At 37.3% G+C, this 26,243-nt stretch carries 25 protein-coding genes and 1 other RNA gene; 20 read left to right on the top strand and 6 right to left on the bottom strand.

Features of this window, described 5'->3' with window-relative positions; all coding sequences use genetic code 11:
• The first annotated feature begins 3 nt into the window (after nt 1-3).
• The 14 genes from AWM71_RS00180 to AWM71_RS00120 all read left to right on the top strand — a co-directional run bounded on the left by AWM71_RS00180 (nt 4) and on the right by AWM71_RS00120 (nt 13,969).
• The gene (locus tag AWM71_RS00180) at nt 4-3,207 is read left to right on the top strand and encodes a DEAD/DEAH box helicase (RefSeq protein ID WP_082698929.1); all 3,204 of its coding nucleotides are present in this window, start codon (nt 4-6) and stop codon (nt 3,205-3,207) included.
• 72 nt (nt 3,208-3,279) lie between these two features.
• Nucleotides 3,280-4,452: a CapA family protein gene (locus AWM71_RS00175; protein ID WP_060776120.1), complete on the top strand. Its 1,173-nt coding sequence runs from the start codon at nt 3,280-3,282 to the stop codon at nt 4,450-4,452.
• A 247-nt stretch (nt 4,453-4,699) separates the two neighbouring features.
• The gene (brnQ, locus tag AWM71_RS00170; protein WP_060776119.1) at nt 4,700-6,016 is read left to right on the top strand and encodes a branched-chain amino acid transport system II carrier protein; all 1,317 of its coding nucleotides are present in this window, start codon (nt 4,700-4,702) and stop codon (nt 6,014-6,016) included.
• Between the two features lie 129 nt (nt 6,017-6,145).
• Nucleotides 6,146-6,484: a hypothetical protein gene (locus AWM71_RS00165; protein WP_060776118.1), complete on the top strand. Its 339-nt coding sequence runs from the start codon at nt 6,146-6,148 to the stop codon at nt 6,482-6,484.
• Nucleotides 6,485-6,663: 179 nt separating this feature from the next.
• A complete protein-coding gene (locus AWM71_RS00160; protein ID WP_060776117.1) occupies nt 6,664-6,891 on the top strand; it encodes an acyl carrier protein in 228 nt (75 codons plus the stop codon).
• 195 nt (nt 6,892-7,086) lie between these two features.
• The gene (locus AWM71_RS00155; protein ID WP_060776116.1) at nt 7,087-7,359 is read left to right on the top strand and encodes a hypothetical protein; all 273 of its coding nucleotides are present in this window, start codon (nt 7,087-7,089) and stop codon (nt 7,357-7,359) included.
• Between the two features lie 86 nt (nt 7,360-7,445).
• Nucleotides 7,446-8,222 carry a hypothetical protein gene (locus AWM71_RS00150; protein ID WP_060776115.1) on the top strand — a complete coding sequence of 259 codons (777 nt, stop codon included), beginning with the start codon at nt 7,446-7,448 and terminating at the stop codon, nt 8,220-8,222.
• A 141-nt stretch (nt 8,223-8,363) separates the two neighbouring features.
• Nucleotides 8,364-8,612 (top strand): hypothetical protein, encoded by a 249-nt coding sequence (locus AWM71_RS00145; RefSeq protein ID WP_060776114.1) that lies wholly within the window; start codon nt 8,364-8,366, stop codon nt 8,610-8,612.
• Nucleotides 8,613-8,666: 54 nt separating this feature from the next.
• Nucleotides 8,667-8,813 (top strand): hypothetical protein, encoded by a 147-nt coding sequence (locus AWM71_RS08210; RefSeq protein WP_156407339.1) that lies wholly within the window; start codon nt 8,667-8,669, stop codon nt 8,811-8,813.
• 143 nt (nt 8,814-8,956) lie between these two features.
• Nucleotides 8,957-9,910, top strand: a complete 954-nt coding sequence (locus AWM71_RS00140) for a hypothetical protein (protein ID WP_060776113.1) — start codon at nt 8,957-8,959, stop codon at nt 9,908-9,910.
• Complete coding sequence (locus AWM71_RS00135) at nt 9,891-10,307, top strand: reverse transcriptase-like protein (protein ID WP_060776112.1); 417 nt, start codon at nt 9,891-9,893, stop codon at nt 10,305-10,307. The genes AWM71_RS00140 and AWM71_RS00135 overlap by 20 nt, the downstream gene beginning before the upstream one ends.
• 268 nt (nt 10,308-10,575) lie before the next feature.
• A complete protein-coding gene (locus tag AWM71_RS00130; RefSeq protein ID WP_060776111.1) occupies nt 10,576-11,163 on the top strand; it encodes a TetR/AcrR family transcriptional regulator in 588 nt (195 codons plus the stop codon).
• 115 nt (nt 11,164-11,278) lie between these two features.
• Entirely contained in the window at nt 11,279-13,054 is a 1,776-nt protein-coding gene (locus AWM71_RS00125) for an oleate hydratase (RefSeq protein WP_060776110.1), read from the top strand.
• A gap of 126 nt (nt 13,055-13,180) precedes the next feature.
• Entirely contained in the window at nt 13,181-13,969 is a 789-nt protein-coding gene (locus tag AWM71_RS00120; RefSeq protein WP_060776109.1) for an ADP-ribosylglycohydrolase family protein, read from the top strand.
• Between the two features lie 54 nt (nt 13,970-14,023).
• On the opposite strand, the gene AWM71_RS00115 is transcribed toward AWM71_RS00120, so the two are convergent.
• The 3 genes from AWM71_RS00115 to gpsB form a co-directional block, all read right to left on the bottom strand.
• Nucleotides 14,024-15,166: a THUMP domain-containing class I SAM-dependent RNA methyltransferase gene (locus tag AWM71_RS00115; protein WP_060776108.1), complete on the bottom strand. Its 1,143-nt coding sequence runs from the start codon at nt 15,164-15,166 to the stop codon at nt 14,024-14,026.
• Between the two features lie 121 nt (nt 15,167-15,287).
• Nucleotides 15,288-15,640, bottom strand: an RNA gene (gene rnpB, locus AWM71_RS00110) — RNase P RNA component class B.
• 155 nt (nt 15,641-15,795) lie between these two features.
• Entirely contained in the window at nt 15,796-16,170 is a 375-nt protein-coding gene (gene gpsB, locus AWM71_RS00105) for a cell division regulator GpsB (protein WP_060776107.1), read from the bottom strand.
• Nucleotides 16,171-16,414: 244 nt separating this feature from the next.
• On the opposite strand from gpsB, the gene AWM71_RS00100 reads away from it, so the two are divergent.
• From AWM71_RS00100 to dtd, 4 genes are all read left to right on the top strand, one after another.
• Complete coding sequence (locus tag AWM71_RS00100) at nt 16,415-16,882, top strand: hypothetical protein (RefSeq protein WP_060776106.1); 468 nt, start codon at nt 16,415-16,417, stop codon at nt 16,880-16,882.
• 2 nt (nt 16,883-16,884) lie between these two features.
• Nucleotides 16,885-17,838: a 50S ribosomal protein L11 methyltransferase gene (gene prmA / locus AWM71_RS00095; protein WP_060776105.1), complete on the top strand. Its 954-nt coding sequence runs from the start codon at nt 16,885-16,887 to the stop codon at nt 17,836-17,838.
• A 108-nt stretch (nt 17,839-17,946) separates the two neighbouring features.
• Nucleotides 17,947-20,190: a RelA/SpoT family protein gene (locus tag AWM71_RS00090; RefSeq protein ID WP_060776104.1), complete on the top strand. Its 2,244-nt coding sequence runs from the start codon at nt 17,947-17,949 to the stop codon at nt 20,188-20,190.
• 17 nt (nt 20,191-20,207) lie between these two features.
• Complete coding sequence (gene dtd, locus AWM71_RS00085) at nt 20,208-20,654, top strand: D-aminoacyl-tRNA deacylase (protein ID WP_060776103.1); 447 nt, start codon at nt 20,208-20,210, stop codon at nt 20,652-20,654.
• Between the two features lie 281 nt (nt 20,655-20,935).
• On the opposite strand, the gene AWM71_RS08330 is transcribed toward dtd, so the two are convergent.
• The 3 genes from AWM71_RS08330 to AWM71_RS00070 form a co-directional block, all read right to left on the bottom strand.
• Nucleotides 20,936-21,454 (bottom strand): MetQ/NlpA family ABC transporter substrate-binding protein, encoded by a 519-nt coding sequence (locus tag AWM71_RS08330; protein WP_060776102.1) that lies wholly within the window; start codon nt 21,452-21,454, stop codon nt 20,936-20,938.
• A 246-nt stretch (nt 21,455-21,700) separates the two neighbouring features.
• On the bottom strand, nt 21,701-22,381 hold the full coding sequence (gene gpmA / locus AWM71_RS00075) for a 2,3-diphosphoglycerate-dependent phosphoglycerate mutase (RefSeq protein WP_060776101.1): 681 nt from the start codon (nt 22,379-22,381) through the stop codon (nt 21,701-21,703).
• A 119-nt stretch (nt 22,382-22,500) separates the two neighbouring features.
• Complete coding sequence (locus AWM71_RS00070; protein ID WP_060776100.1) at nt 22,501-23,376, bottom strand: LysR family transcriptional regulator; 876 nt, start codon at nt 23,374-23,376, stop codon at nt 22,501-22,503.
• A gap of 142 nt (nt 23,377-23,518) precedes the next feature.
• Between AWM71_RS00070 and AWM71_RS00065 the strand changes: the two genes are divergently transcribed.
• Together AWM71_RS00065 and apgM are read left to right on the top strand one after the other, a co-directional pair.
• Nucleotides 23,519-24,958, top strand: coding sequence for an SLC13 family permease (locus tag AWM71_RS00065; RefSeq protein ID WP_082632685.1), 1,440 nt, complete (start codon nt 23,519-23,521; stop codon nt 24,956-24,958).
• Between the two features lie 21 nt (nt 24,959-24,979).
• Nucleotides 24,980-26,221, top strand: a complete 1,242-nt coding sequence (apgM, locus tag AWM71_RS00060) for a 2,3-bisphosphoglycerate-independent phosphoglycerate mutase (protein ID WP_060776098.1) — start codon at nt 24,980-24,982, stop codon at nt 26,219-26,221.
• Nucleotides 26,222-26,243 lie beyond the last annotated feature (22 nt).

Raw genomic sequence — 26,243 nt, 5'->3', positions numbered from 1 at the left:
GACATGCGTTGGAGTATACCAAATAAAATGATCATGGAAGCACGTGAACTCGTGGATCAAGGGCGCGTGTTAAAGGTTATTCCAAATGAAGATAAGCATATTTGGCGAAGTGAAGTGATAGATGACAAGAAATATGAAGTCATTTTGGATGGAACAGGAAAAGAAGAGGATATCTGTCATTGCCCGATTTGGCAACAAAAATCCTATTGCCCTCATACAACGGCGGTTGAACTTTTTCTGAAGGATCATGAAGTTGTTCGTTCAATGAAATATTCCAAGCATCCATTATTTTGCTACCCGGATAATATTATGGATCAACATCCTTCTATTCAAGGCTTGCTTGAAAATTATCGTCACCGGATTTGTCGACATGAATCGATAAATAATTTGGCTGAAGTGGAGCAGTTAAAGGTCATTTTTGAACTGCATGAAGAGACCGTGTATCCCTTTCAATTAACGAACGAGCGGTTATTTTATTTGAGAATCAAATTAGGATTTGATCACTGTTACTATGTTCAAGATTTGTCGGATTTCTTCCAAAAATTTGGAGAAGAAGAAGCTTATCACTTATCTTCGCGCCATGATCAACGGGTATGGTTGATAAAAACGGCTTTTGAAGAGAAGGTTTATGAAGTTTTGAAGCAGTTAGAATCTGCTTATCACCTTTCAAGCCAGAGTATAACAGAGGGAATGAACATTCCTTTATCCCATCAGAATAGTCAAAGATTTTATTTGGATGCGGTACATTTACGAGAAATCTTGACGCTCTATCCTGAAACAGAAACCTCACAAGTGGTATTTATGTTGGATGAGCAGCCGGTCACCCCTGAATTAAAAACAAAGGGGCGTCCAGTTCTTCTGGAATTACAGAAAGAGGGAGATTCTTTTTTAGTGATTATGAATCCTCTCATGCGTTTATACAAACATTATCAATTAATTTATGATGGAAAAGATTTTTATCGGGTACATGCCTCGATTCAGTATTTTGAAGATTTACAGGCCTTGCAGATTCTTTTTGCTGATCATAATTATAAATGGCTTATGACAGAGAAAGAAACTCAAGAGTTTATTTCTTATTTTGGTTATCAAATTTTGGCACATGGCCTGATTAATAATGTTGTTTTGTTGAAATTTGCAGATGGCATGGGACCTTTGAATCTGGAAGCTGTGATTGATGTTAAACAAGAGAAACTATTAGTGACCTTTATTTATCATTATGGGGAATATTGTTTGACACAGCAAGCAAAGAAGACGCATGAGCCGAGTGATGGCATTATTTTAAGAGATTTGTTTTCAGAAGAATACGCAGCTCATTTCTTAGAAAAATTAGGTTTTAATCGTAAGGGTCTTCAGTTTAGTCGGCGATTTAGTGATTTTAATGAGACCATGTTAGGGTTAGATCATTTATTGAATTTGATTCCTGACGAGTGGCAGGTTACTTATAGTAAGGCCTTGTCCCATTGGCAAGATAAATCATCTCAATTTAAGATGCAAGTAGAGCCTAATCCTGGTCATCGATTATTAAAAATTGCTTTTACTATGGATGATGTTAATGATGAGCAAGTGAATCAGATTCTTCAAGCCATTAGTAAGGATCAATCCTATGTTCAATTAGATGACGGGAAAATTATTAATTTAAAGAACATTATCACACCTCAACAAAATACGATGTTGAAGCAATTGCGTCAACATATGAAATCATTTAAAAATGGCGCTAGTTTACCAGCCTATCAAGCCTTAAAATTTGCAGATGCCTTAGGCCAAACGGTTGATTTTGAACAATTTTATGAGGATATCATTCATCCTAATCGGTCAGATTATCAGACCAGTCCTCAATTAAAGGCAGAATTAGCAGATTATCAATCCTATGCTGTCCAATGGCTCAATCAACTATCTAAATATAATCTCGGCGGACTATTGGCAGATGAGATGGGACTAGGGAAGACGGTCCAAGCTATTGGATTTTTGGCGGATTATTATGATCAGTTACCCGAAGCTAAGGTCTTAATTTTAGCGCCAGCATCGGTTATTTATAATTGGAGAAGTGAATTTCATCGCTTCGCCCCAACGCTTCCAGCAATAGTGATTGATGGCAATGCCGAAGAAAGAGAAAAGATACGCCAGGAACATCCTCATTCCATTTGGATTTCTTCGTATTATTCTTACCGCAATGACTGTGAAGCCTACCAAAAGGATTTCTTTGATATCTTGATATTGGATGAAGCACAGGCCTTGAAAAATGAACAAACTATTCTCTATCAAACGATGGCAGAGCAGTCAGCAGGTATGCGAATCGGCTTATCCGGAACGCCTCTAGAGAATAATTTGAGTGAATTTTGGGCTTTAATGCAGATGATTTTGCCAGGACTTTTGCCATCCAAACGGGATTTCCAGAATTTACCTGTCGCTACGATACGTACTTTGGTCAGTCCTTTTGTTTTAAGAAGAACAAAGGAAGAAGTGGCGTTGGAATTGCCTAATAAATCTGTTCATAATCAATTGGCAAGCCTTGAAACGGATCAAAAGGCGATTTATTTGGCTTATCTTAAAGATATACAGGAGCGTTTGAATGGAGATGCTGGTTCTAAGAAAAACTTACATTTAGAAATGCTTTCAGCTATTACACGGCTACGGCAGATCTGTTGTCATCCGGCTTTAATTAAGGAAGACTACCAAGGGAAATCAGGTAAGTTTGAGTATTTTAAACAGTTACTTGAAAATGCTTTGGATAATAAACGGCGAGTATTAGTGTTTTCTCAGTTCACTTCGATGCTCTCAATCATTAAGAAATACTTAGATGAACAGGGAATTTCTAGCTTTATTATTGAAGGAAAAACGAAAAAGAAAGAACGTCAACGTCAAGTGACGGCCTTTAATAATGGAGAAGGTTCTGTTTTCTTGATCTCTTTACGTGCAGGGGGAGTTGGGATTAATCTTACTGGAGCAGATACTGTCTTTCTTTATGACCTTTGGTGGAATCCTTCGGTAGAAGAACAAGCGATTGGACGGGCGCATAGAATTGGTCAAACCAAAGATGTGCAAGTTTATCGGTTGATTACAGAGGGAACGATTGAGGAAAGAATTGCAGAACTCCAAGAAGAAAAACGTCAGCTATTTGATGAGCTCTTTAATGAAGAAGAAATGGGTCAAGCTTCTCATTTGAGTATTGATGATCTTCGCTTCATTTTGGATCTTTCCAATTCCTAATCGAATAATTATATAAAGTCAAAAATAGTTTTTAGTCGCTCACATACATTCAAATAAAGAAGAGGAGATCGTATGAATATTAAACGGTACTTAAAGTTAACACTCGCTCTTTTAGTAACTGTCGTTCTTTTACTTTTGCTTTTAGTAAAGGTAGGAAAAGGGCCTTCTTTAGAAAATGGAAAGAGACAGGCAGAATCTAGTGCCCGTGTGATGATTAATGGAGATTTACTTTATCATGATATTGTCTATTGGTCTGCTAAGCAGGACGATGGGAGTTATGATTTTCGAAATAATTATCGCTATGTGAAAGATTGGATCCAACAGGCAGACTTAGCTATTGCGGATTATGAAGGAACAATTACGCCAGAGAGAGAATTAGCGGGTTATCCTTTGTTTAATGCGCCTATTGAGGTGGCAGATGCCATTAAGGATACGGGATACGATGTGATGGCTATTGCCAATAATCATATTTTAGATATGAATTTACCAGGTGTGTATTCTACAAAGAAAGCTTTTGAAGATCGTGGAATGTACGTGATAGGAGCTTACACAGAACCGACGCGTGCCAAAGAAAATATATTAGTCAAAGAAGTGAATGGGATTAAGATCGCTCTTTTGAATTATTCCTATGGATATAATGGGATGGAACAAAACCTTTCTCAAGAAGACTATGAAAAACATATGAGTGATTTGGATGAAAACCGCATAAAAGAAGAAATTGAATACGCTGAAAAAGTGGCAGATATTATTTTAGTTATGCCCCATATGGGAGTGGAGTATCAATTGTCACCAACACCTGAACAGAAGGCACTCTATCATCGCATGATTGAATGGGGAGCAGATCTTGTCATTGGGGGACATCCTCATGTGGTTGAACCGACAGAAGTGGTTGAAAAAGATGGAGAGAAGAAGTTCATTATTTATTCTATGGGGAATTTTATTTCTAATCAACGTATAGAAACCTTAGACAATAAGTGGACAGAGCGAGGATGTTTAGTAGACTTGACAATCAAGAAGGATAACACACACACTTATCTTGCACAAGCCAAGGTTCATCCTACTTGGGTAAATCGTGTTCCAAATGGAAAATCTGGACATGGCTTTGGACTTTTTGATTATTCAACCTATGTCCTAGAAGATTGGATAGAAGGCGGCAAGTATTACGGAAAATTAGATAGTCAAACGCAAAATCGAGTCAATAAAGCGTACGAAGAAACTAAAAAGTTATTAAATCTTCATTTTTAAAATGAAATAAGTACTGCTTAATCGCTTTCTTTATTTCATTTTAAGAAGATGAAAAAAAAAGAAATAAAAAAAATAAAATTGAGAGAGGACTTGATTTTTGTCTTAAGATTGTGCTTAAATAGGACGAGTACGACAAAAATTTATAGGAAACGCAACCAAGAAGTTTTTGAAGAATGGATTGGGGGGCCCGTTTAGGAGATAGGATACCTATAAAAATGTCGATCAGAATAAGGGGAGGGTAATAATCATGAAAAATAGGAAGTTTATAGTAGATACCTTAGTAGTTGGCTTTACCTTATTTGCGACGTTTTTTGGAGCGGGCAATCTGGTTTTCCCGCCTTATATGGGTATTTTAGTAGGAAATCAATGGATAAAAGCGATCTTAGGTTTGGCTTTAACGGGAATTTTGGTCTCTGTTCTCTCCATGGTAGGTGTAGTTAAGGGGGGAGGATCGATTCAAAAAGTCACCAAACCCATTGCTTCATGGTTTTACATTATTTTTAATATTTTAACGATGTATCTAATTGCCTTGTTTATTTTAATTCCTAGAACAGGGGCAACGACTTATGAAGTGGGATTTCGTACCTTGCTTCCTCAAGTGCCGCATTTGGCCGTTTTGATTATCTTTTTTACAGTTGTTTATTTTTTGACGGTTGATAAATTAGGGGCAGTCGATAAGATCGGACGCTACTTGACGCCGACCCTCATCATTATGATTGTGGTTATTATTTTAGCCGGAATTGTAAATCCTTTAGAGACAAACATGGCTCCTTCTAAGATTGAAACCCCATTTGCTTGGGCCTTTTCTGAAGGATATCAAATGGGAGATTTGGTTACAGGACTTCTTTTTTCAAGTGTGATGGTGATGACTATTAAGCATAAGAAGTACAGTCCTCAAGAAGGTTTAAAAATGACCTATATAGCTTCTGCTATCGCTTCAGGCCTTTTATTATTTATTTATGGAAGTTTATTGTGGATTGGTGCTTCAGGTTCTTCGACTTTCGATCCAAGTATTGAACGAACAGATTTATTAAGTCAAATTGTCAAGTTGACTATTGGACCGGCAGGACAATTAATTCTCTCCATTACTGTTATTTTAGCTTGTTTAACCACGGCGGTGGGTTTGCTGACAGCGGTGGCAGATTTTACTTCGACTTTGTTACGTCATCGGATTTCTTATAAGGTGACCGTGTTAATTTTCTGTATTTTCTGTGTATTCCAAGCAGATATCGGTGTGGAACGTATTATTGGACTAAGTAGTCCTTTCTTTGCGGTCGCTTATCCGATAGGGATTATTGTGACATTCATTGGTTTGTTTAGGCAGAAAATTCCTAACGATGGAGCAACCAAAGGTGCAGTGCTTCTGACGGTGATTTATACGCTAATTGAAGCCTTTGCAATGTCTGGAATAGGGACAACTTATCTGCAACCCATTGTGCAATGCGTACCTTTAGGTGCTCAGGGTTTTGGATGGGTATCTGTCGCTATTGTTGGAGGAATTATAGGGACTCTTTTATGGAAATTTTCTCATGGAGATGAGAGAGGCTATATCGCAGAAGATTAAGGTGAATCAGAAGACTTCGATGTTAAGATCGAGGTCTTTTTAGGCTTCTAGGCTTAAATTTGTCTTTTTCTTCAAATTGATATATAATAAACAAAAATGGGGTTTTAATAGAGATAGAGAGGCGATTGGATGGGACGCAAGCCAAAAATTTCCGCAGACATGCAGGCATTAGTAGAATCTGAATTAAGACGAGGAACATCTAACTCCAGAATTGCAAATTTACTAGAGTTGCCTTGTGAAGAAGCAAATAAAATTATTGACCAAGTGAAAGAATCTGTTCGTCCAAGTGTCGGTGATCGGATAAAATTTACTTTTAGAGCCTATACGATTAAAGGAACTATCGAAAAATTGTTAATAAATTCAGCTATTTTAAAAATTGATTGGGACCTATCAGATATCGGAGCCTATGATATTTTAGAAGAACGTACAGCTGTAAATTTTAAAGATATAGAAGAGTTTTTGCCTTAAAAAAGAATAGATAGCGAAATATTCAGTGGATAGCTAAAAGAGGAAGCTTCCCTAGGGAAGTTTCCTCTTTTATACTAGTCAATGACTGATATCCTTGCTCTCTAAAGAATGGGGAGTTTAACTTAGACATTAAATTTAGTACAATGGGTATGAATTAAGGAAAAATGGAGGAAGATATTATGACAACATTCGAAATTATTCAAGGCTTAATCTGTGACCAATTAGACCTCAAAAAAGAAGAGGTTCAACCTACTACTCGTTTACAAGAAGAATTAGATGCGGATTCTTTGGATATTTTTCAAATCATTAATGACATTGAAGATGAATTTGAGATTAGTATTGATGAGGAAGATATGGACTTGGAAACTGTCCAAGATCTTGTAGATTATGTAGAAAAGAAAAAATAAAGATCAAACTTTTTACGAATGAGAAGCTTTCTGAATAGCAGTGATAGCAAATGTTAATCACTGCTATTTGTTTTCTGTAAATTTTTAGGGAGTTGAAAAATTTTGAAAAAAAGATGTTCAGAATGCTTTTTTGAGGGAAGCATTTCAAGTTTGAAGGTATAAGGAAAATGAATTTTAGAGTATAGGAATAAAATAATGCGATGGATTTTATTTGGAATGACGCAATTAGGATATATTTTATTTTTTTCTGAGCATTTAAAGCTGGATTATTTCATATCAACCTTCTTAGCGGTAGCTTTTCAATCAGTTATTCACTATTTTGCAGGCTTAGGAGGGGTTCTTCAGTGGGGAAGTTATGGCTTATTGTTAGGAGGAATCTTGGGATTATTGTATACCGTTTATACAATGAAGTCATTCAAAATGCCCGCTAATTATTATGCAGTTGGCTTTTATTTGCTATTTTATTAACGCAATCGGTTCAACTGATTCATTATGATAATTTTTCACATTGGGCTCTTTATGTGAAGTATCTTTATACGCAAAAGAGTTTACAAATGTTGCCTTCTGGAAAAATTTTATCTTATTTTTCCTATCCGCCAGGCTCTGCTTTATTTGTGTATCATTTTTTGGAGAGTGTTGGTTATTCAGAACATCATATCGTTTTAGGACAAGAACTTTTGATTTTTTCGGCCTTAAGTGGACTTTATTCTGGAATTCAAAAGCCTAAAAATTGGTTATCGCCACTTGTGATAACAGGATTTATCATGATGATTGCCTTATGGGATGCAGAAATTCATATCTATAATCTTTTGGGGGATGTTCTTATTTTCTTGACCTTTTTAGGTGTTTTTATTGGAATGCGTTCGTTCCAGCGTTCGATTTGGTCGCTTATCTTTTTCTTTGTGATTACTGTTATGTTTTTGTCACTGATTAAAACTAGTGTTTTATTCTTTGTAGGAGTGCTAGTTTGTTATTATTTGAATCAGTTTTTAACCATTTGTCCGAAGAAGAGATTCGTTTTAGGAGTTATTCTCTCTGTGGCTCTTACATTTGTTCCGCGATATTTATGGACGGTATACATTAATTATCATTTTTCAGACATGGTTTGGGCACATGGGATAAAAATGGATATTTTAAAGGATACAGGTCTTATTAAACAAGTGCTTGCTCATTTTATAACGACTTATTTTAGCTTAAAGTATCTCTTGAATATTGCTTTATTAGTCACTCTTCTTTTAGGAATTGTGGCCTTGCTAGTGATTCGAAAAAAAACCTTGATTAAGCACTTCTATTTTTGTTTGTATATGGAGGATATATGCTTGGCCTTTTAGGGATGTATCTTACCTCTATACCTATCTCTGAAGCTTTAGAAATAGCGGGTTATGAAAGATATTATTTGACGATGGTGCTCATTTTGATGGGAATCGTGATTTATTTTTTTCTCACAGTTTATTGAAGAGAGTGAACTGACGTTGCCAAAGCACGTTATTTTCCCAGTGGGCATTCTATGTTTAGTTTTCAGTTTATTTTTTACCTTTTCTGAATGGAAGAAATTAAAGGACGGACAGCAAGGCAGATATTATCAAGTAAAAGAAGCTTATCAAGCTTTAGGAGATTCCATGACCTTGTCGAATAAAAAATACTTGGTGGTGCATTCTGAAGTGGATAAAACAGGAGGAACTATGCGGGGGTATATGTGGTATTTAGGGAAATACTACTGATATTCTACAGATGTTCAGCTGTATCATCATGAGTGGCCGCTTAATAAAGAAAAATTGCTAGAAGAAAGTGATTATTTAGTAATATTGAGAGATACGCCATCTACCACTGCTTATACTCAAGAATTAATTGGGCGTTCCTTACAACTAGGAATTTATGATTTGAAAGAATTACAAGCGCAGAAGTTTCTTTATTCTTTCTAACTTGGAATAATATTTATTTTTTTTAAGAAGAAGTTTTCTTTAAAAAAGAATATTAATCAGAAAATAGTGTGTTTTTTAGGTGTGGGATTTGTTACAATACCAAAGTAATGATTAATGAAGAAGTAAAGGAAAGGAGGAGCATAATGGGAGCACCTATTAAGTTGCCTAATCAAGGAGAAGCCTACGCGCGAATGAGTTTGAATCATTATCTCTCTGGAGAGGATGAGAAAGCTTATGATTTAATGTGCCGGGCGAAAGAAGAGATATCCTCTCAGGAACTCTTTCAACAAACCGTATTGAAGCTTTTATGTGAGATGGGCCTTTATGAGACTTGTGCGTATTTGTGGGATCAGATGATGATGCAAAAAGTCGATTTTCAAGCGTGTGATTGTTTGATGAATTTCTTTTCGAATTTAACTACTCTCTATCCCGATTTAGATGAAGTCGATGATGAATTTTATTATGAGCCCTTATCGGAAGACTTAATGGCCTGTATTTTAGGGGAAGAGAAAAAAGTAGAAGTCAAAAAAAATCCTCAAAAAGTCGTATCGGAATTAGAGGGAAAAATGAACTCTCCTCTTAGTTTAACAGCCACTGGACAGAGTGAAATTTATCAAGACTTGTTAAATTTACCTTATGAGCTCTCACGTCCGTACATTATAGAATTGGTAGAGAAGCCAACGAATCATTTAATTTTTCAAACGGATTTGTTGAATATTTTGTTAACCCATAATGAAAAAATTTCCCTTACGCTTTATGATTGGAGACAAGAACAACATAAAATTTCTCTGTCTAATTTGAAGCCGAGTGATCATCAGGCGGATTTTATAAAAGGTAAAGACTTTTTACTAGATTATTATGAAGACGAACCTTTCTTGGTAGAGTTATTACGAGATGAGTGGTTTCTTTTTTACTGTGCGGTCTTTCCTTTCTTTGATGAATTGAATATGACGGTTGAGGAAGTGGTTAAGGGGCTTTGTCAAGTTGCTTTTAAACATGGGGAAGTGGAGGATATTCGTATTCGCCAGATTCAATGGATCCATGAACAAATCTTTGATGACTTAGAAAAGGATACACATGATACGGATAGTCATTGATGCTTCAGTAGATGTAGTTACTCATTGGGCAGGGATTGGTATGGTTTACAAGGAGAAGAAGATTTATCGACAGCTCAAACATGGTTTGAATGAGCAAATGGATAATCATTTGGCAGAGTTTTATGCCCTTTATTATGCGTTAATTTATTTGAAGCAACATAGCAAGCAAAAAGATTGGATTATGATAGAAAGTGACAGTAAAATCGTTTGCGATTCTGTTCGAAAGGCCTGGCACAGACGAGATCCCTATCAAACTTTGTTGAAGGCTTGCTTGGATTTGATGAGTGAGTTTGATCATTTATTGCTTCAATGGACTTGTGAAGCGAAGACAAAAGGAGCTGATCGTTTGGCTCGACAAGCCATGCGGCAACAAGTGAAGAAAATGGAAAATGCCTAGTTTTAAGAAACAAAAGCGCTCTTATCTGAAGATAGGGCGCTTTTTTGTTCGATATAAATCAGGAGATGGGATCAGAGGATCATGATTTATCAGATATGGATATCATTTTCTATCTAGTCATGACAAAATGAACATGCGAGGATATTTTCAGAGCGAATAGAGAGACATGTCTAGGGGGAGGAATATAAAAGAAAGAAGAATAGGAGACTTCTTTTTGAATTTTTTGAGGTAATATAAATGGGTAAGAAAAGATAAAAGGGGAAGGCTTATGGTTAAGCAATATACTAAATCGTTACTTAAAGAAGTTTTTATGACTCTTGCCAGTGAAAAAGAGATCAATAGTATTACAGTGAATGAATTAGCTAATCGCTGTGAAATTAATCGAAATACTTTCTACTACTATTATTCTGACTTAACAGCTTTGATTCAAGATATTATTGCAGAAGAACTGGAGCAGGTAGAAGGAACTTTCCAAGTGACTTTGTCGTGGGAAGAGAGTTTTTTAGCTGTGAGTCAGTTCCTCCTTCAATACAAAAAAGCGATCTACCATATCTTCAAATCAAAAGAACGTCAAATGGTTTATAATTATATTTTTCAAGTCACATCTGAGATGATGTTTCGTTATGTAAAGCAAGTGGCTGATGAGTATAAGATTCAGGCCAGTTTAGAAGATCAAAAGATTATTAGTAGTTTCTATCAAGGAGCTCTGTTAGGACTATTGATGAATTGGATTGATGATAAAATGCAGTTAGATCCGCAAGAATTGGTTTACAAGATCGGGGAATTGTTTGATGGAAATGTGGAACAATCCCTTCACAAAAGCGAAACTTTGAATCAGATGAAAAGAAATTATTAGTCAAATTAGTAAATCTGCCCAAAATTTAAACGTTGCTCAAAGATTGACTCTGTCCTCTTTCGATTAAAAAGATTAAGATGAAATTGAAAAATATTAAATGAGAGGGATGACTTAAATGGAAATTAAAACCTATGACCCAAGATTAAAACTAGGAAATGGCGATTATGATCGCTTAGTTAATTCAAGAAAACCCAAAGGCATCGATCAGAAATCCGCTTATATTATCGGAAGTGGCTTAGCAGGACTCTCAGCAGCTGGCTTCTTAATTAAAGATGCCAAGATGCAAGGGGATCGTATTCATATTATTGAAGGAGACTTCGATAAGGGGGGCGCTTTAGATGGTTCTTATCTAGAAGAAGCCGGTTATGTGGCTCGAGGCGGACGTGAGATGGGGCATCATTTTGAAGTATTATGGGACCTCTTTTCTGCCATTCCATCTCAAGAAGATCCAAGTATGTCGATTTTAGATTATTATTACTATACCAATTTAGATGATCCTAACTACAGTAATTGCCGTGTTACCCATAAGCAAGGCCAACGCTGGGATAACGGAAAATTTAATCTTGGTCAGAAGTTAACTATGGAATTAGTGAACTTTTTACAGATGCCAGATAAGGACCTTCAAGGGAAATCAATTGAAGAGATCTTTTCAGAAGAGTTGTTGGCAACAGATTTTTGGATTTTTTGGCGGTCGATGTTTGCGTTTGAAAATTGGCACAGTGCTTTAGAAATGAAGCTGTACATGAATCGGTTCATCCATCACGTGAATGGGTTACCTAATTTGTCTGCTTTGCAATTTACGCGTCATGATCAACAAGTTTCTTTGATTCAGCCGATGACTAAATGGTTAAAAGAGCACGGCGTTCATTTCCAAACGGGATTAGATGTGGTAGACATTGATTTTGACTTAGCTCCTGATCGTAAGGTTGCCAAACGAATGATCTTCTCTAATGGGGAAACTTTAGACTTAACGGAGAATGATTTAGTCTTTATTACCAATGGATCGATGGTGGAATCGTCGGGTTACGGAAGCACAACAAAGAAGGCGCCATTTAATAAAGAATTAGGCCGTTCCTTCTCCTTATGGAAGACTTTAGCGAAGAAATGCCCAGAATTTGGTCATCCGGAAGTCTTTACCTGTGACTTTGAGAAAACGAATTGGGAATCTTGTACAGTGACCTTACATGACAGTCCAATTGTAGAGTATATTGAAAAGATTACCAAACGGAGTCCTTATACTGGAAAGACGGTTACAGGGGGAATCGTGACGGCCAAGGATTCTTCCTGGATGATGAGTTGGACCATCAACCGACAAGGGCAATATTTAGAACAACCTGAACGGGACGTAGCGGTTTGGGTTTATGGCCTCTTCACAGACCGGCCAGGTGATTATATCAAGAAACCGATGCGGGAGTGTACCGGAGAAGAAATTACCAAGGAATGGCTCTATCATTTAGGGGTTGAAGTTGATAAAATTGATGAATTAGTGAAAACAACGACTTCTGTTCCTGTCATGATGCCGCTTATTACGTCTCAATTCATGCCGCGATCCTTTGGAGATCGGCCATTTGTTGTGCCAAGTCATGCGCAAAATTTTGCCTTTATTGGTCAATTTGCAGAAACCTTGGACAAGCCAAATCGTGACACTATTTTTACTACCGAATATTCTGGACGTACCGCTATGGAAGCCGTTTATGTCTTGACAGGTGTGGAGAAGAAGGTGCCGGAAGTCTTTGCTTCCCGCTATGATATCCGCTATCTCTTGAGTGGCTTATCTCATTTACTAGATGGAGAAAAACCACAGCTTCCATTTTTAGCGAAATGGTTTCTCAAGAAGAAGATAGCAGGGACAGAACTAGAAGAGATTTTGAAGGAATATCATATTATTTAGGAAAAAGCCTACTTTTAGCCAAGAAAGCTGCAAGACAGATTTATTCTGTTTTCGCAGCTTTTTTGTAGGGGAGAAAGGTCTCGTGGTATAATAATTTATCGGAAAAAGAAGCTAAGGAGGGATCGCATGTTAGGGGCCGTTGTTGGAGATATTGTAGGGTCACGTTTTGAAAGAAAGAATTATCGGGGAAAAGATTTTGAATGGTTTCATCCTTCCTGTCGATTGACCGACGACAGTGTGATGACTTTAGCAATTGCACAAGCCTTGCTGCAAAATGCCGAAGAGTCTAAGAATTTAGAGCAAGCCGCTATTGAAAGCATGCAAAGTTTGGGGAAGGCCTATCCTTTAGCTGGCTACGGATTGGGGTTCAGACGCTGGTTAATAGCCAAAGAGCCTAAGCCCTATCAGAGCTTTGGCAATGGGGCAGCGATGAGGGTAAGTCCGTGTGCTTATGCTGGTCAGTCACTTGAACAAGCGCAACGTTTAGCTTATCAGGTCACTCGAGTGAGTCATGATCATCCTTTGGGACTGCTCGGAGCAGAAGCTGAAGTGACAGCCATTTATCTCGCCTTACAAGGAGAGAAAAAAGAGACCATTCGCCAATGGATAATAGACAAGTATTATGCTTTAAATTTTTGTTTGGACGATATTCGAGAAAGCTATCGGTTTGATGCCACGTGTCAAGGGTCTCTCCCTCAGGCCTTTTGTGCCTTCTTTGAGGCGGAAAGTTTTGAAGAAACCATCTGCAACGCGATCTCTATCGGCGGAGATAGCGATACGATTGGAGCAATGGCTGGAGCGGTGGCGGGCGCTTATTACGGGGTGCCAGAGGATATTGCCCAAAAAGCTAACTCTTACTTGGATGAGAGACAGAAAGAAATTTTGCATCGATTTGAAGCGAAATTTATTCCGTAGAACAAAAAAAGATCTAGCCCTTCTTTTCTCATGAGAAGAGAGAGCTAGATCTTTTTAAGCTTGAGGACGGGGTTTACGTTTGCCCCAATATTGGTAGTAATCTACACGAAGGGCGCCGTTGTACAACTTTCGTTTTTTAGTGGCTTTCTGTCCATAAAAAATTTCAAATTGCCGATCCGAGGTAAGGATGTACTTGGACCAGGTTTCTAAAGGTCGGTAGAGGTCTCCCATGGTTTGATAAAGTTGATGGGTGTAATCATTATCGTTTAAACGTTCTCCATAGGGAGGGTTGGCGACAATCACGCCATATTCTTTTTGAGTCGTAAAGTCAGCTACCTGCATCTGTTTGAAGTGGATTTGGTCTGCGACACCGGCTGCTTGGGCATTGGATTCTGCAATAGCAATCATTCGATGATCAATATCACAAGCCAGAATATCGAGTTGGACGTCTTCTCGAATCGCTGATTTTGCTTCTTGACGGATTTTATCATATTCTGCCTGTTTGAAAATATCCCATTTTTCACTCACAAAGTGACGGGAAAGGCCAGGAGCTATATTTTTTCCAATCAAGGCGGCTTCAATAGCTAAGGTCCCCGAACCAGTGGTTGGATCATATAAAGGGCGATCGATGTGCCAATTTGTAAGCATAATAAGGGCAGCAGCCATATTTTCTTTGAGAGGGGCACCTCCCTTATCTTGCCGGTATCCTCGCTTGAAGAGAGAGGACCCTGTAGTATCTAAGGTTAATAGGGCTTTATCTTTTCGAATTGAAATTTCAATGGGGTAGGTGGCTCCGGTTTCTTTTAATGGGGTATGGCGGTGATAGAGGGTCTGAATTTTTTTGACGATGGCTTTTTTGACCATGGCTTGGCAAGTAGGAACATGGTGAAGTTGGGATTGAACAGATTTCCCTGAAACGGGGAAAGCAGCATCTAGAGGAAGAAAGATGTCCCAATTGAGTGCATAGGTTTGATCAAAAAGAGATTCAAATGTTTTAGCAGGGAATTCTCCCATAATGATTTTGATACGATCTGCTGTTCTTAACCAGATGTTACAGCGGGCAATATCGAGGGGGCCTCCTTCAAAGCGAACTCGTCCGTTTTCAGTTTGGGTGGTGTAACCAAGTTGTTTTAATTCTTTCGCGACTAAGGCCTCTAGCCCGCTCGCACAAGTAGCAAGTAAGGGATAAGTAGTCATGATTGATTCTCCTTTGTGTGAGTGTATAGATGTGTAGGTAAGAAAGGGAAATTCCCCATAATGATGATAAGCGATAAAAAAGGGTTGGATTCCTCCAACCCCTGTGTTGCCTGCCGTAAATTTCTATAAGCCATGTTCTGTTCACTAATAGAGCAGGTTCCTATTAGATTGGTAATCATCTATCTGCATGATTGCCTCAACCCTTTGTTCATTTTCAAAGGGTCAAGCGCCCCTACCAATGTTTGGGTTGCTCGCTCGAGGGGTTTACCGCGTTCCACTTGTCTTGTTTCCAAAACAACTTCGTCACTGTGGCACTTTCAGGGATACTCAAACTTAGCAATGCCTTAGCTTTTTTTCCCGCCGTCAGAGCCTTAGCTTATGGTTTCACTAAGCACGAACACTACAAGCATCTCAGCTTGTGCGAGCATGGACTTTCCTCAAATAGGCACTTCCTATCTGCGATTACCCGAAATTTACATTTTCAACCCTTCTATTGTACGCTATTTTTAGTGGATTGGCTAGTATTTTTATCCTTTCTAGAAAAGTGAGTGTCGTTTTTCTTTTTATTAGAGGGAAAGTTGGAGTGTAAAATAAAAACAGACTGATGAATGAGCCTGCTTTCATTGGAATTATTCGCCTTGATAAATATGGGTATCTTGGTCCGGTTGCTTATAATTCTCTTCCGAATCTTGAGGATGGGAGTATTGACCATAAACAACTTTTTCTAACTTAGAGAGGCGTTTCAGAATATCATAATTGGTGGTTGCTTGATTAGGAACAGAATGAGCTGATTGGCTATTGGGCTCGTGAGTATTGGTATGAGAAACTTGTTGCTTGAGGCGCTGGTTCTCTTGTTTAAGGTAAGAAAGTTCTTTCTCGTAAGATTCATAATCGCGGATGATCAAATCTAAAAATTCATCGACTTCTTCTGTATTAAATCCGCGAAGAGCTGGTTTAAATTCTTTCTGTAAAATATCTTTTGTGGTTAAGTTACGTGCAGACATTGTGACACCTCATAATTGTAATATTTATAGTAACTTCATTATAGCATAAATCTAGAGAGGAAATAGAAGAAGAAAGAGCTTTAATGAAATTATTAATAAGTTTTTTTACAAGAAGAATGAATGGGGGAGAAGGGCGATAATAAAATAAAAATTATGGATAGGAAATTATAAAAAAAGCAAATTAATGTTATAATATAAAGATAAGACAGAAGGGCAAAAACTTATAGGGATAGGAGGGAATTCAATGCCTGAACCAGAAAATAATTTATATACTTATTTAAAAACTGCTTTTTCAGAAAGAGAGTGGGCCTATCCTTATGAATTAACTTTTAATCCTAAGGGCGCCTTTATTCAGTGGCACGGTTACATTCCTTTAGATAGTAGAAGCGAAGATAATCAAGAGGTAGTCAAGCTGTCCTATGGTTATATCACTTTTATATTTGCAGAAAAGAAAAGTCCATGGATGCCTGAGAATACGTATGTTATCCTTCCTCAAAAGGGCAAGAGGGGATTTGAAGTGTCGTATGTTGAAGCGGTTTTGGATCAAATCCATTATCAAGTCAATCGAGCTTATTTTCAAGTGAGAGAAAAAGCTAGAGGACGTGGAAAATTGACGGAAGTAAAACTATCTGACGCGGATATTCAGGCCTCTTTAGTCAATATAAAAACGGCTAATCGGTTTGACGATAGAGAATTAAGAATTGAGGAATAAAAATGGATTGGTATGAATTAACAGTTGAAGTCACTCAGTTAATGACGAGCGAATTAGTTTCTGAAGTCCTTTTAGGTCAAGGGTCTTCAGGGGTAACTATTCAAGATGTTAAAGATTTTGAAGAACTAAAAGAAGATTTGGGTGTGATGAAAGGGAAAGTGGAAGAACAGGCCTATGGACCCTATCCTCTAGTGAAAGGTTATTTTTCAGGAGATGAAGAGGAAGAAGCCCTTATCTTCCGTATCCAACAAGCTCTTATGAAAGTTTGGCCTGATCAAAAGGAGATTTCTATTCAGGTTAAGCGTATGAAAGATGACTCTTGGGAAAAAGAATGGCAGAAATATTATCAGCCTATTCGGTTGAATCATTGGTTAAAAATTGTCCCTATCTGGAAAAAAGAAGATAGTCAAGAAGAACAAGGGGTTATTTATATGGATCCTGGCATGGCTTTTGGAACAGGCGCTCATCCCACAACACAAATGGCTGTTCATTTGTTAGGTATTGGGATGAAAGAGGGAGATGAGGTGATGGATGTAGGGACCGGCTCAGGGATTTTAGCCATTGTTGCTCAGAAATTAGGAGCTAGTCGAGTGGTAGCTTATGAGTATGATGAATCTATTTTATCAACAACTCGGGAGAACCTATCACTCAATAAAGGAACCGAAGAGATCACAGTCATTGCCAATGATAAATTAAATGGGGTCGAGGACCAAGTAGATGTGATTACAGCAAATATTTTAGCGGATATTTTACTCCCTTTAATTCCTCAAGCCTATACGAATCTTAAAGAGGATGGCGTTTTTATTCTGTCAGGTATTTACAAAGACCAAAAAGAAAAGTTGGTGGAAGCTTTGCAAGAAAATGATTTTTATCTACCGATTATTATGCAAGAAGGCGAATGGTTTGGCATTTTAGCGAAAAAGGGACGAACCCATCGCACAAAGGATAGCCTGTAAATTCTTCTTTTTGAGTAAGAAAGTTAGGTTGCTAAAAAAAGCGTGATCGACTTATAATGAAGTAATATTCCTCAAGCTAAAGATTGGGAGAAGTTGGGAGGTATTCCTATGACTGAATTAAAAAATAAAAGTAAGGAAGATGTGATTAAACAATGCCGAACTTACATGCCTGAAGATAAGGTGGCACTGATTGAAAAAGCAGCAAATTTTGCAGAACGGGCGCATGAAGGACAATGGCGAAAATCAGGAGAACCTTATTTTATTCATCCGACACAAGTCGCTGCGATTTTATCAGACTTGCATATGGATCCTGACACGGTTGCAACAGGCTTTTTGCATGATGTGGTAGAAGATACCGGGATTTCATTAGACGATATTGCTTATTTCTTTTCAGATACGATCGCTACCTTAGTGGATGGAGTAACCAAATTAGGAAAGGTAAAATATCGGTCTAAGGAAGAACAATTGGCTGAAAATCATCAAAAATTGTTATTAGCGATGGCCAATGATTTACGGGTAATTGTTGTGAAATTAGCGGATAGATTACATAACATGCGTACGCTGAAGTGGCATCGACCAGAAAAACAAGTCTCTATTTCTCAAGAAACATTAGATATCTATGCGCCTTTAGCGGATCGATTAGGGATGAGTCAGATTAAATGGGAGTTAGAAGACACTTGCTTACATTTTATTAATCCAGAGGCTTACTATCAGATTGTTCACTTGATGAATACCAAGCGAGAAAAAAGAGAAGCCTATATTGCAGTGACTATAAAAGACCTCAGAAAGTATGTCGATCCTTTAATTGATGGAGAGTATGAAATCTACGGTCGACCGAAACATCTCTACTCCATTTATCGGAAAATGCACGATCAAAAGAAAGATTTTGAAGAGATCTATGATTTATTGGCCATTCGGGTGGTAGTTCCGACGATTAAGGATTGCTATGCTGTATTGGGAGCTGCACATACTAATTGGAAACCTCTACCGGGGCGCTTTAAGGATTATATTGCTATGCCTAAGGCAAACGGCTATCAATCTTTACATACGACAGTTCTTGGAGAGTATGGTCAGCCTGTTGAAATTCAGATTCGAACTTTTGAAATGCACCAAGTGGCGGAATACGGAGTAGCTGCGCATTGGGCCTATAAAAAAGGAGTAACAGATAAGATTGAAACCGATGAATTAGACAAGCAATTGCAATGGTTTCATCAAATTGAAGACTTACAAGATGACGCAGATGATGCTACGCATTTTGTAGAAAGTGTTAAAGAAGATTTCTTCAAAAATAATGTCTATGTTTTTACGCCTCGTGGGGAAGTTAACGAATTACCTGCTGGAGCGACGCCCTTAGATTTTGCTTATCAAATTCATACGGAAGTCGGAAATAAAACTGTAGGTGCTAAAGTTAATAGCAAGATCGTTCCATTGAATCACCGCCTTAAAACGGGAGATATCGTAGAAGTTTTAACATCCAAAAATTCGACTGGTCCAAGCCGTGATTGGGTCAATTTTGTGGTGACTAATCGGGCAAAGAATAAAATTCGCAGGCATTTTAAGTTACTAGATCGAGATGAAAATATAGAAAGAGGCCGGCGAGCGGTTCTTGAAGCGGTGAGTCATTTGGATTGTCAATTCAGTGAGCTTTTCAATAAGGAAATGCAGGCAGAATGTTTGAATCGCTTTAATTTTTCGAGTGTAGAGGATATGTTTGCGGCCGTGGGATTTGGCGAACTTTCTGCTTCCGCAATCGCCAATAAAATTACAGAAAAAGTTCGAAAATTAAGAGCAAAAGAAGAACATGAAGCCAAATTAGAAGACTTTTTAGCAGAAGAGGAAGAGCGCCAAGCAACAGGAAAACCAAGTAAGATTAAACGAATGGCTATTCAACATCATGACGGGGTCCTTGTAGAAGGAAATAATAATGTCCTTTTCCGCTTAGCGCATTGCTGTAATCCGCTACCTGGAGATGAAATTATTGGTTTTATTACGATGGGAAGAGGAGTTACCGTTCATCGTCGAGATTGCATGAATTTAAGGGAAATGAATGAAGAACAAAAACAACGCTTTTTAGAAGTTTATTGGGAAGAGACTTCTCCATCTGCATCCAGAGCATCCTATACGGTGGAAATAGTCATTGAAGGGTATGATCGAAACGGCTTATTGACAGATGTTTTACAAGTGGTAACCCCTCTTGTTTCTAAAATTTCGAATGTGAATGGGAATGTTAACCATAAAACGAATCATTTAAAAGTAAGAATTCGAATAGAGATTCAAAGTTTAGACCAGTTGGAAAAAATTATGGATCGGATCAAGAATGTGCCTGATGTTTATGAAGTCAAACGAGCCTAAGAAAAGGAGAAGAGAATATGCGAATTATTATTCAACGAAGTCTGGCTGCAAAAGTTTCTGTGGATTCACAGGTCCTAGGTCAGATTGATCACGGCTACGTTTTGCTAGTTGGAATTGCTCCTCATGATACAGAAGAAACGGTGCAATACATGGCACGTAAAATTAGCAAAATGAGAATTTTTTCAGATGAAGAAGGTAAAATGAACCAATCTCTTGATCAAGTGGGTGGGCAAATTTTATCCATTTCTCAATTTACTTTATATGCTCGAACTAAAAAAGGAAATCGGCCCTCCTTTGTTGATGCTGCTCAGCCAGATTTAGGGGAGAAACTTTATCTTCGTTTAAACCAAATTTTAAGAGAAGATTATGGCCTTGAAGTTTCTGAAGGGCGCTTTGGTGCAGATATGAAGGTAGAATTAGTGAATGATGGGCCTGTGACTATTATTTTAGATTCTGAGGAATAGGAGTTCGTTCATGTTATAGAGATATTGAATCGGCTTCCAAAAGTTAGAACAAATGTCTAAGTTTTGGAGGTCGATTTTTGTGTGAGAAAATTCAGAAGTCGTATTTTCAATTCCATTTGAAGGTAACTATCAGTTAATAAATAAAAAAATAGCGTAGCAGCGATTAAAACTGCTACGCGTAAAATCTAAGTTTCAAGATCATATTATATAACTAATAAGTAACCTTTTATAATAAGTAGGGTTCGATGTTTTTAAATAAGTAGTTTTATTTTATTAGCTTGTTAAAATGCAGGGGAGTAAATACCTTTGTATTTCTCTTCAATGATCTTTTTAACTTTATCGCTTGTTAAAGCTTTTTTCAAAGCTTCTATCCCTTTATCATCTTTATTATCATCACGAGCGACTAAAGAGAGGGCATAGTAGTTTTGATCTGCTTTTTCTTCTTTGATGACAGCATTATCTTTAGGATTTAAACCTAATTTAGAAATTTTATCTGGATAGTTAAAGGCTAAATCTTTTTCTTTATAAGCTTCGTTGAGGTTTAATAATGAAACTTTTACAAGTTTTACTTTCTTCTTGTTTTCTACAATATCTTTTTCGGTGGCAGTAAAGCTTTCATTATCTATAATATTGTTGTCTACATTTTGCAAAGCTTGTTCTACGAATCTTGTATAAATACTAATAGAAACTAGAGCCAAAGGAAGGGTAGCCGCTAAGTTACCAAAGGCAGTTTTAAATAAGAATCTATTGATAGGTATGAGTATAAAGATAAATATTAAAAAAGGTATACTTCTTAACATATTGAGCAGGATACTCAAAAGCTGATAAAAGAAAGTATTTTTTGTTTAGTGAAAATAGGAGTATGCTTAAAGGAATGGAAAAAATTAAGCAAACAGTCATTGAAACAAACAGCATGAAGTTCGTTTCAAAAAATGCGATAGATATTTCATTGAAGTTTTTTTCGATAAGATTAATCATAAGATGAAAAAACAAGTGTTATTCAACGAAAGGAGAATAACACTTGTGAGTAGAGTGAATAGTCACTCTTATTTTTTGTAAAGAATAGTTTTGTTGACTACATTGAGGTGTTCATCAATATCATAGATGATAGGTTCTCCAGTAGCGATTTCAACGCCCATAATGTCTTCATCTGAGATTCCTTCAATGTGCTTGGTAAGGGAACGGAGAGAGTTACCATGTGCAACCACTAACACATTATGTCCCGTTTTTAATTGAGGAGCAATGTGATCTTCCCAATAAGGTAATGTTCGGTTTAACGTATCTTTTAAACATTCTCCAGCTAACATATGACGGGTATCGAGTGGGGCATACCGATGATCAAATGCTTGATCTCCTGTTGCTTGAGGGGGACGAACGTCATAGGAACGACGCCAAATGTGAACTTGTTCATCTCCATATTTTTGAGCGGTTTCAGCTTTATTTAATCCTTGTAAGCCACCATAGTGACGTTCATTGAGACGCCAATTTTTTTCAACAGGTAAGTAAAGCCGATCCATATTTTCAAGCACTAAGTAACAAGTTTGAATAGCGCGCGTTAAAACAGAAGTATGAACGAAGTCAAACTCAATGCCTGCTTCCTTTAAATCTTTTCCTGCTTGAGCAGCTTCTTTACGCCCTTTTTCACTCAATTTAGGGTCTAACCAACCAGTAAATACATTGGCTAAGTTATACTCACTTTGCCCGTGACGAATGAATACTAATTTCATTTTGAGTTCCTCCTCAATTTTATTGTTCTTCTTTCACCCTTTTAGTAAGTGTGAAAGAACATTCACAAAGTTATTTTACGTTATTTTAGAAGGAACTTCAATTCTTTTAGAGAAAAAGTTTAAAGCAAGTCAAGGAAAGTTTTGGCAGCGGGGGTAAGGTATCGATTCTTAACATAGAGATATTGAATAGTACGTGTAATAGGACATTCTTGAAAATCCAGTGCACGTAGATAACCTGTTTCTACCTCTCTTTTAACGGCGAGATCAGAAATTAAAGAAACCCCTAAATGATGGATGACCGATTCTTTAATTGCCGTTTGTGTACTAATTGTGATTTTGTTTCTAATGGCGAAATGATGGGCACTTAATTGTTGTTCGATAAAGCGATTGAGGGATGAATTTTTATTTTTCGTAATAAAGAGGTCATCTTGAACATCCCAAAGAGAGCAAGTGGTTTGATGAAAGAGGGGATGCTTTGATCCGACAATTAGTTTAATGTGGTCCACAAGATAATCATTAATACTAAGGTTGTTTTTATCGTAATTGATATAGTCGGATAAAAAAATAAATTCTAATTCATTTTTACGAAGTTTATCAAGAATATGTTTAGAAGAAGCAATCGTCATATTAATTTCAATGTTGGGATATTTCGCTTTAAAAGGGGCGATAATTTGAGGAAGAATATAAGCCCCAATAAAATTGGTTGTCCCAAAATTGAGGGTACCACGAGTCATAGTTTCAAATTGGTGAATGTATTCTTTGGCACCATACCAAGTGGCAGCGATTTGTTCTGCAAATTCTTTGAAAGCTTCTCCCTGTGAGGTAAGAGAGATATGATTGCCAGAACGGTTAAATAAAGGAGCACCACATGCATTTTCCAAAGCGCGGATACGCTTGGTCAAAGCGGGTTGTGAAATGTAGAGTTCATCCGCAGCTTTTGAAAAGTGTTTGGTCTTCATTAACATAAGAAAAGCTTCAATTTTTGCAATATCCATAAGATCACCTCGTCAAATTTGATAGACTAATTATAACAAAAACGAATCGAAAGTTAAATATAATCGAATTGAGTTATAGGAAAATCATAGGTATACTAAAAGCAAGCTTAAGCGATTACAGGATAGAAGGAGTATGAGAAAAATGATAGATAAGAAATCAAAACTGGATCATCGATGGCTTACAGTTATTGTTGCTAGTCTACTTGCTTTGATTTTATTATTAATGCCCACGCCGGAGGGGCTAACATCCGTGGCACAAAAAAGTATGGCTTTGTTTGTATTTGCTTTAATTATGTGGATTGCAAGACCTATTCCGATTTATCAAACATCAATTGTTTTGGTGTTATTGCTCCCATTGATTGGAGCGGTGAAAGATCAAAGTAGTGCATTTGGCGCATTAGGGTTTGATATTATTTGGTTAATGGTTGCAGCCTTTGTATTAACTTCAGCGATGAGTGCAACGAATCTAGGAAAACGAATTGCGCTTTCTTTAACCACGAGGTTTGCCAAAACGCCAACACAAGTTTTAGTTATTTTTGTTATTGTGAATTATATTTTAGCCTTCTTTGTCCCTTCTACAACTGCGAGGGCATCATTAATTGTGCCTATCGCTTTGGTAATTTTGGAAGTGTATCAAGAGTTACCAGGGAAAAGTAAATTTGGAAAACTGATGATGTTACAAGGCATTCAAAATAATGCCTTTGCTACCTCTGTTATAATGACAGCTACCTCTGCGCAAGTGTTAGCAGTTGGTTTTATTAATGAACAAACAGGAGCAAAAATTGGTTATTTACAGTGGATGATGGGAGCGATTCCTCAAGCTTTGCTTACCACCTTATTTGCTTTCTTTGTAGGGTTAAAACTATATACGGATAAAGATAAAAGTAAAGAAAAATTAGCACAAGCTACAGCAGTCTTAAAACAACAGTTAGAAGATATGGGACCTCTTTCTAAAAATGAAAAGAAAGCCTTAGGTATTTTCTTGATTACATTACTGTTGTGGGCAACTGGGGATTACCAACAAGCTTGGTTAGGGTTTCATATTTCCACTGAACAAACAGCTGTACTCAGTATGCTTTTGTGTTTGTTACCAGGTATTGGTGTTATTAAGTGGAAAGAAGCCAATATTAAATGGGACTTGATGATTTTTTCAGCAGGCGCTTATGCAATTGGAAAAGCCGTGGATAAATCAGGAGCAGCAACTTGGACAATTAATCACTTGGTTTCTATGATAGGATTAGATCAAATTAATCCCTCCTTTGTTGCGGTGATTTTAATCTTTATTACGATTTTTAGTCATCTTATTTTTACCAGCAAGACGGTAAGAACGACAATTTTGATTCCAGCTATTATTACATTGGCTAAGCAATTGGGTATTGATCCTGCACCTTTAGCTTTAGTATGTTCATTTGGTATTGCAACCACAATTACTTTACCTCCTCATTCCAAAGTGAACACCCTCTATTTTGGAACAGGGTATTTTACAATTAAAGATGAGTTAGTGTATGGCTTGGTATCTTGCTTCATTGCTTCATGTGCATTGTGTTTGGTTTACTTTACGTGGATAAGATTTGTTATTTAATTGAAATGGAGGAGAAAGAAAATGGGAAGAAAAGTATTATTAATGATTGCCGATGGACTAGGAGATTGGCCTTATGAATTATTAGATAATCAAACACCGTTACAATATGCAACAACGCCTCATTTGGATCGAATTGCCACCAATGGGATGACTGGCTTAATGGATCTATATCAAGCAGGTATTCCTGTGGGAACAGATTTAGGGCATTTGACGTTATTTGGTTACTTATATGAAAATTATCCTGGTCGTGGGCCAGTGGAAGCTGCAGGAAAAGGCATTCAATTATTTGAAGGAGATGTTGCCTTTCGTTGTAATTTTGGAACGATTGATGAGGATCGTGTAGTGATTAACCGTCGAGCAGGGCGTATTCGTCAAGGAGCCAAGGAATTAGCAGAAGCCCTAAATGATATTGAGGTAGAAGGGGTCAAAGTTATCTTCAAGGAAGCGACAGAGCATCGCGCAGTGTTAGTGTTAAGAGGAACAAGTTTATCAGATCAAATTACAGATACGGATCCTAAGAAAGAAGGGATCGCAGCTAAAAAAGCACGCCCGATTGATGACAGTTTTGAATCCAAACGAACAGCAGATATTTTAAACAAAGTTCGTGAGAAATTTGAAGAGATTTTAAAAGACCATCCAATTAATCAAAAACGTGTAGAAGAGGGACTATTACCAGCTAATACTATTTTAACGAGAGGAAGTGGAAAGTTAACCAATATGCCTAAAATCACTGAGCGGTTAAACTTTACAGCTTGCTGCATTGCCTCTGAAAAAACAGTGTTAGGGGCTGCAACATTAGCAGGGTTTGATATACGGACAGATCTGAGTTTTACGGGAAATATTGATACTAACATTGAGAAAAAAGCTGCTTATGCAGTGGAAGCCTTAAAATCTTATGACTTTGTGGCATTACATTATAAAGCAGCAGATTTGATGGGCCATGATGGCAATATAGAAGGCAAAGTACAAGCAATTAATCGTTATGATGAATTAGCTGGATATGTCTTAAAAGGGATTGAGCAAGAGATTAATGATGAAGTCATTATTGGCTTGGCAGCTGACCATTCTACTCCGTGCGCTCGGTATGAACATAGTGGCGATCCAGTCCCAGTCGTGATTAGTGGGAAAGTGATCCGTAAAGATAAAGTGACCCAATATAATGAAATTGCCTGTGGAGAAGGAAGTTTGAATAGAATTAGTGGACCTGCGTTTACCACAAGTTTATTAGATTATTTAGAAAAAACAATTAAACGAGGAAGCTGATTAGCTTTTCGACAACGGACAC

It is taken from the genome of Aerococcus christensenii (assembly GCF_001543105.1).
GTDB classification, from domain to species: domain Bacteria; phylum Bacillota; class Bacilli; order Lactobacillales; family Aerococcaceae; genus Aerococcus; species Aerococcus christensenii.
The sequence above is the reverse complement of the archived record's forward strand: the minus strand, read 5'-3'. Positions and strand labels throughout refer to the sequence as shown.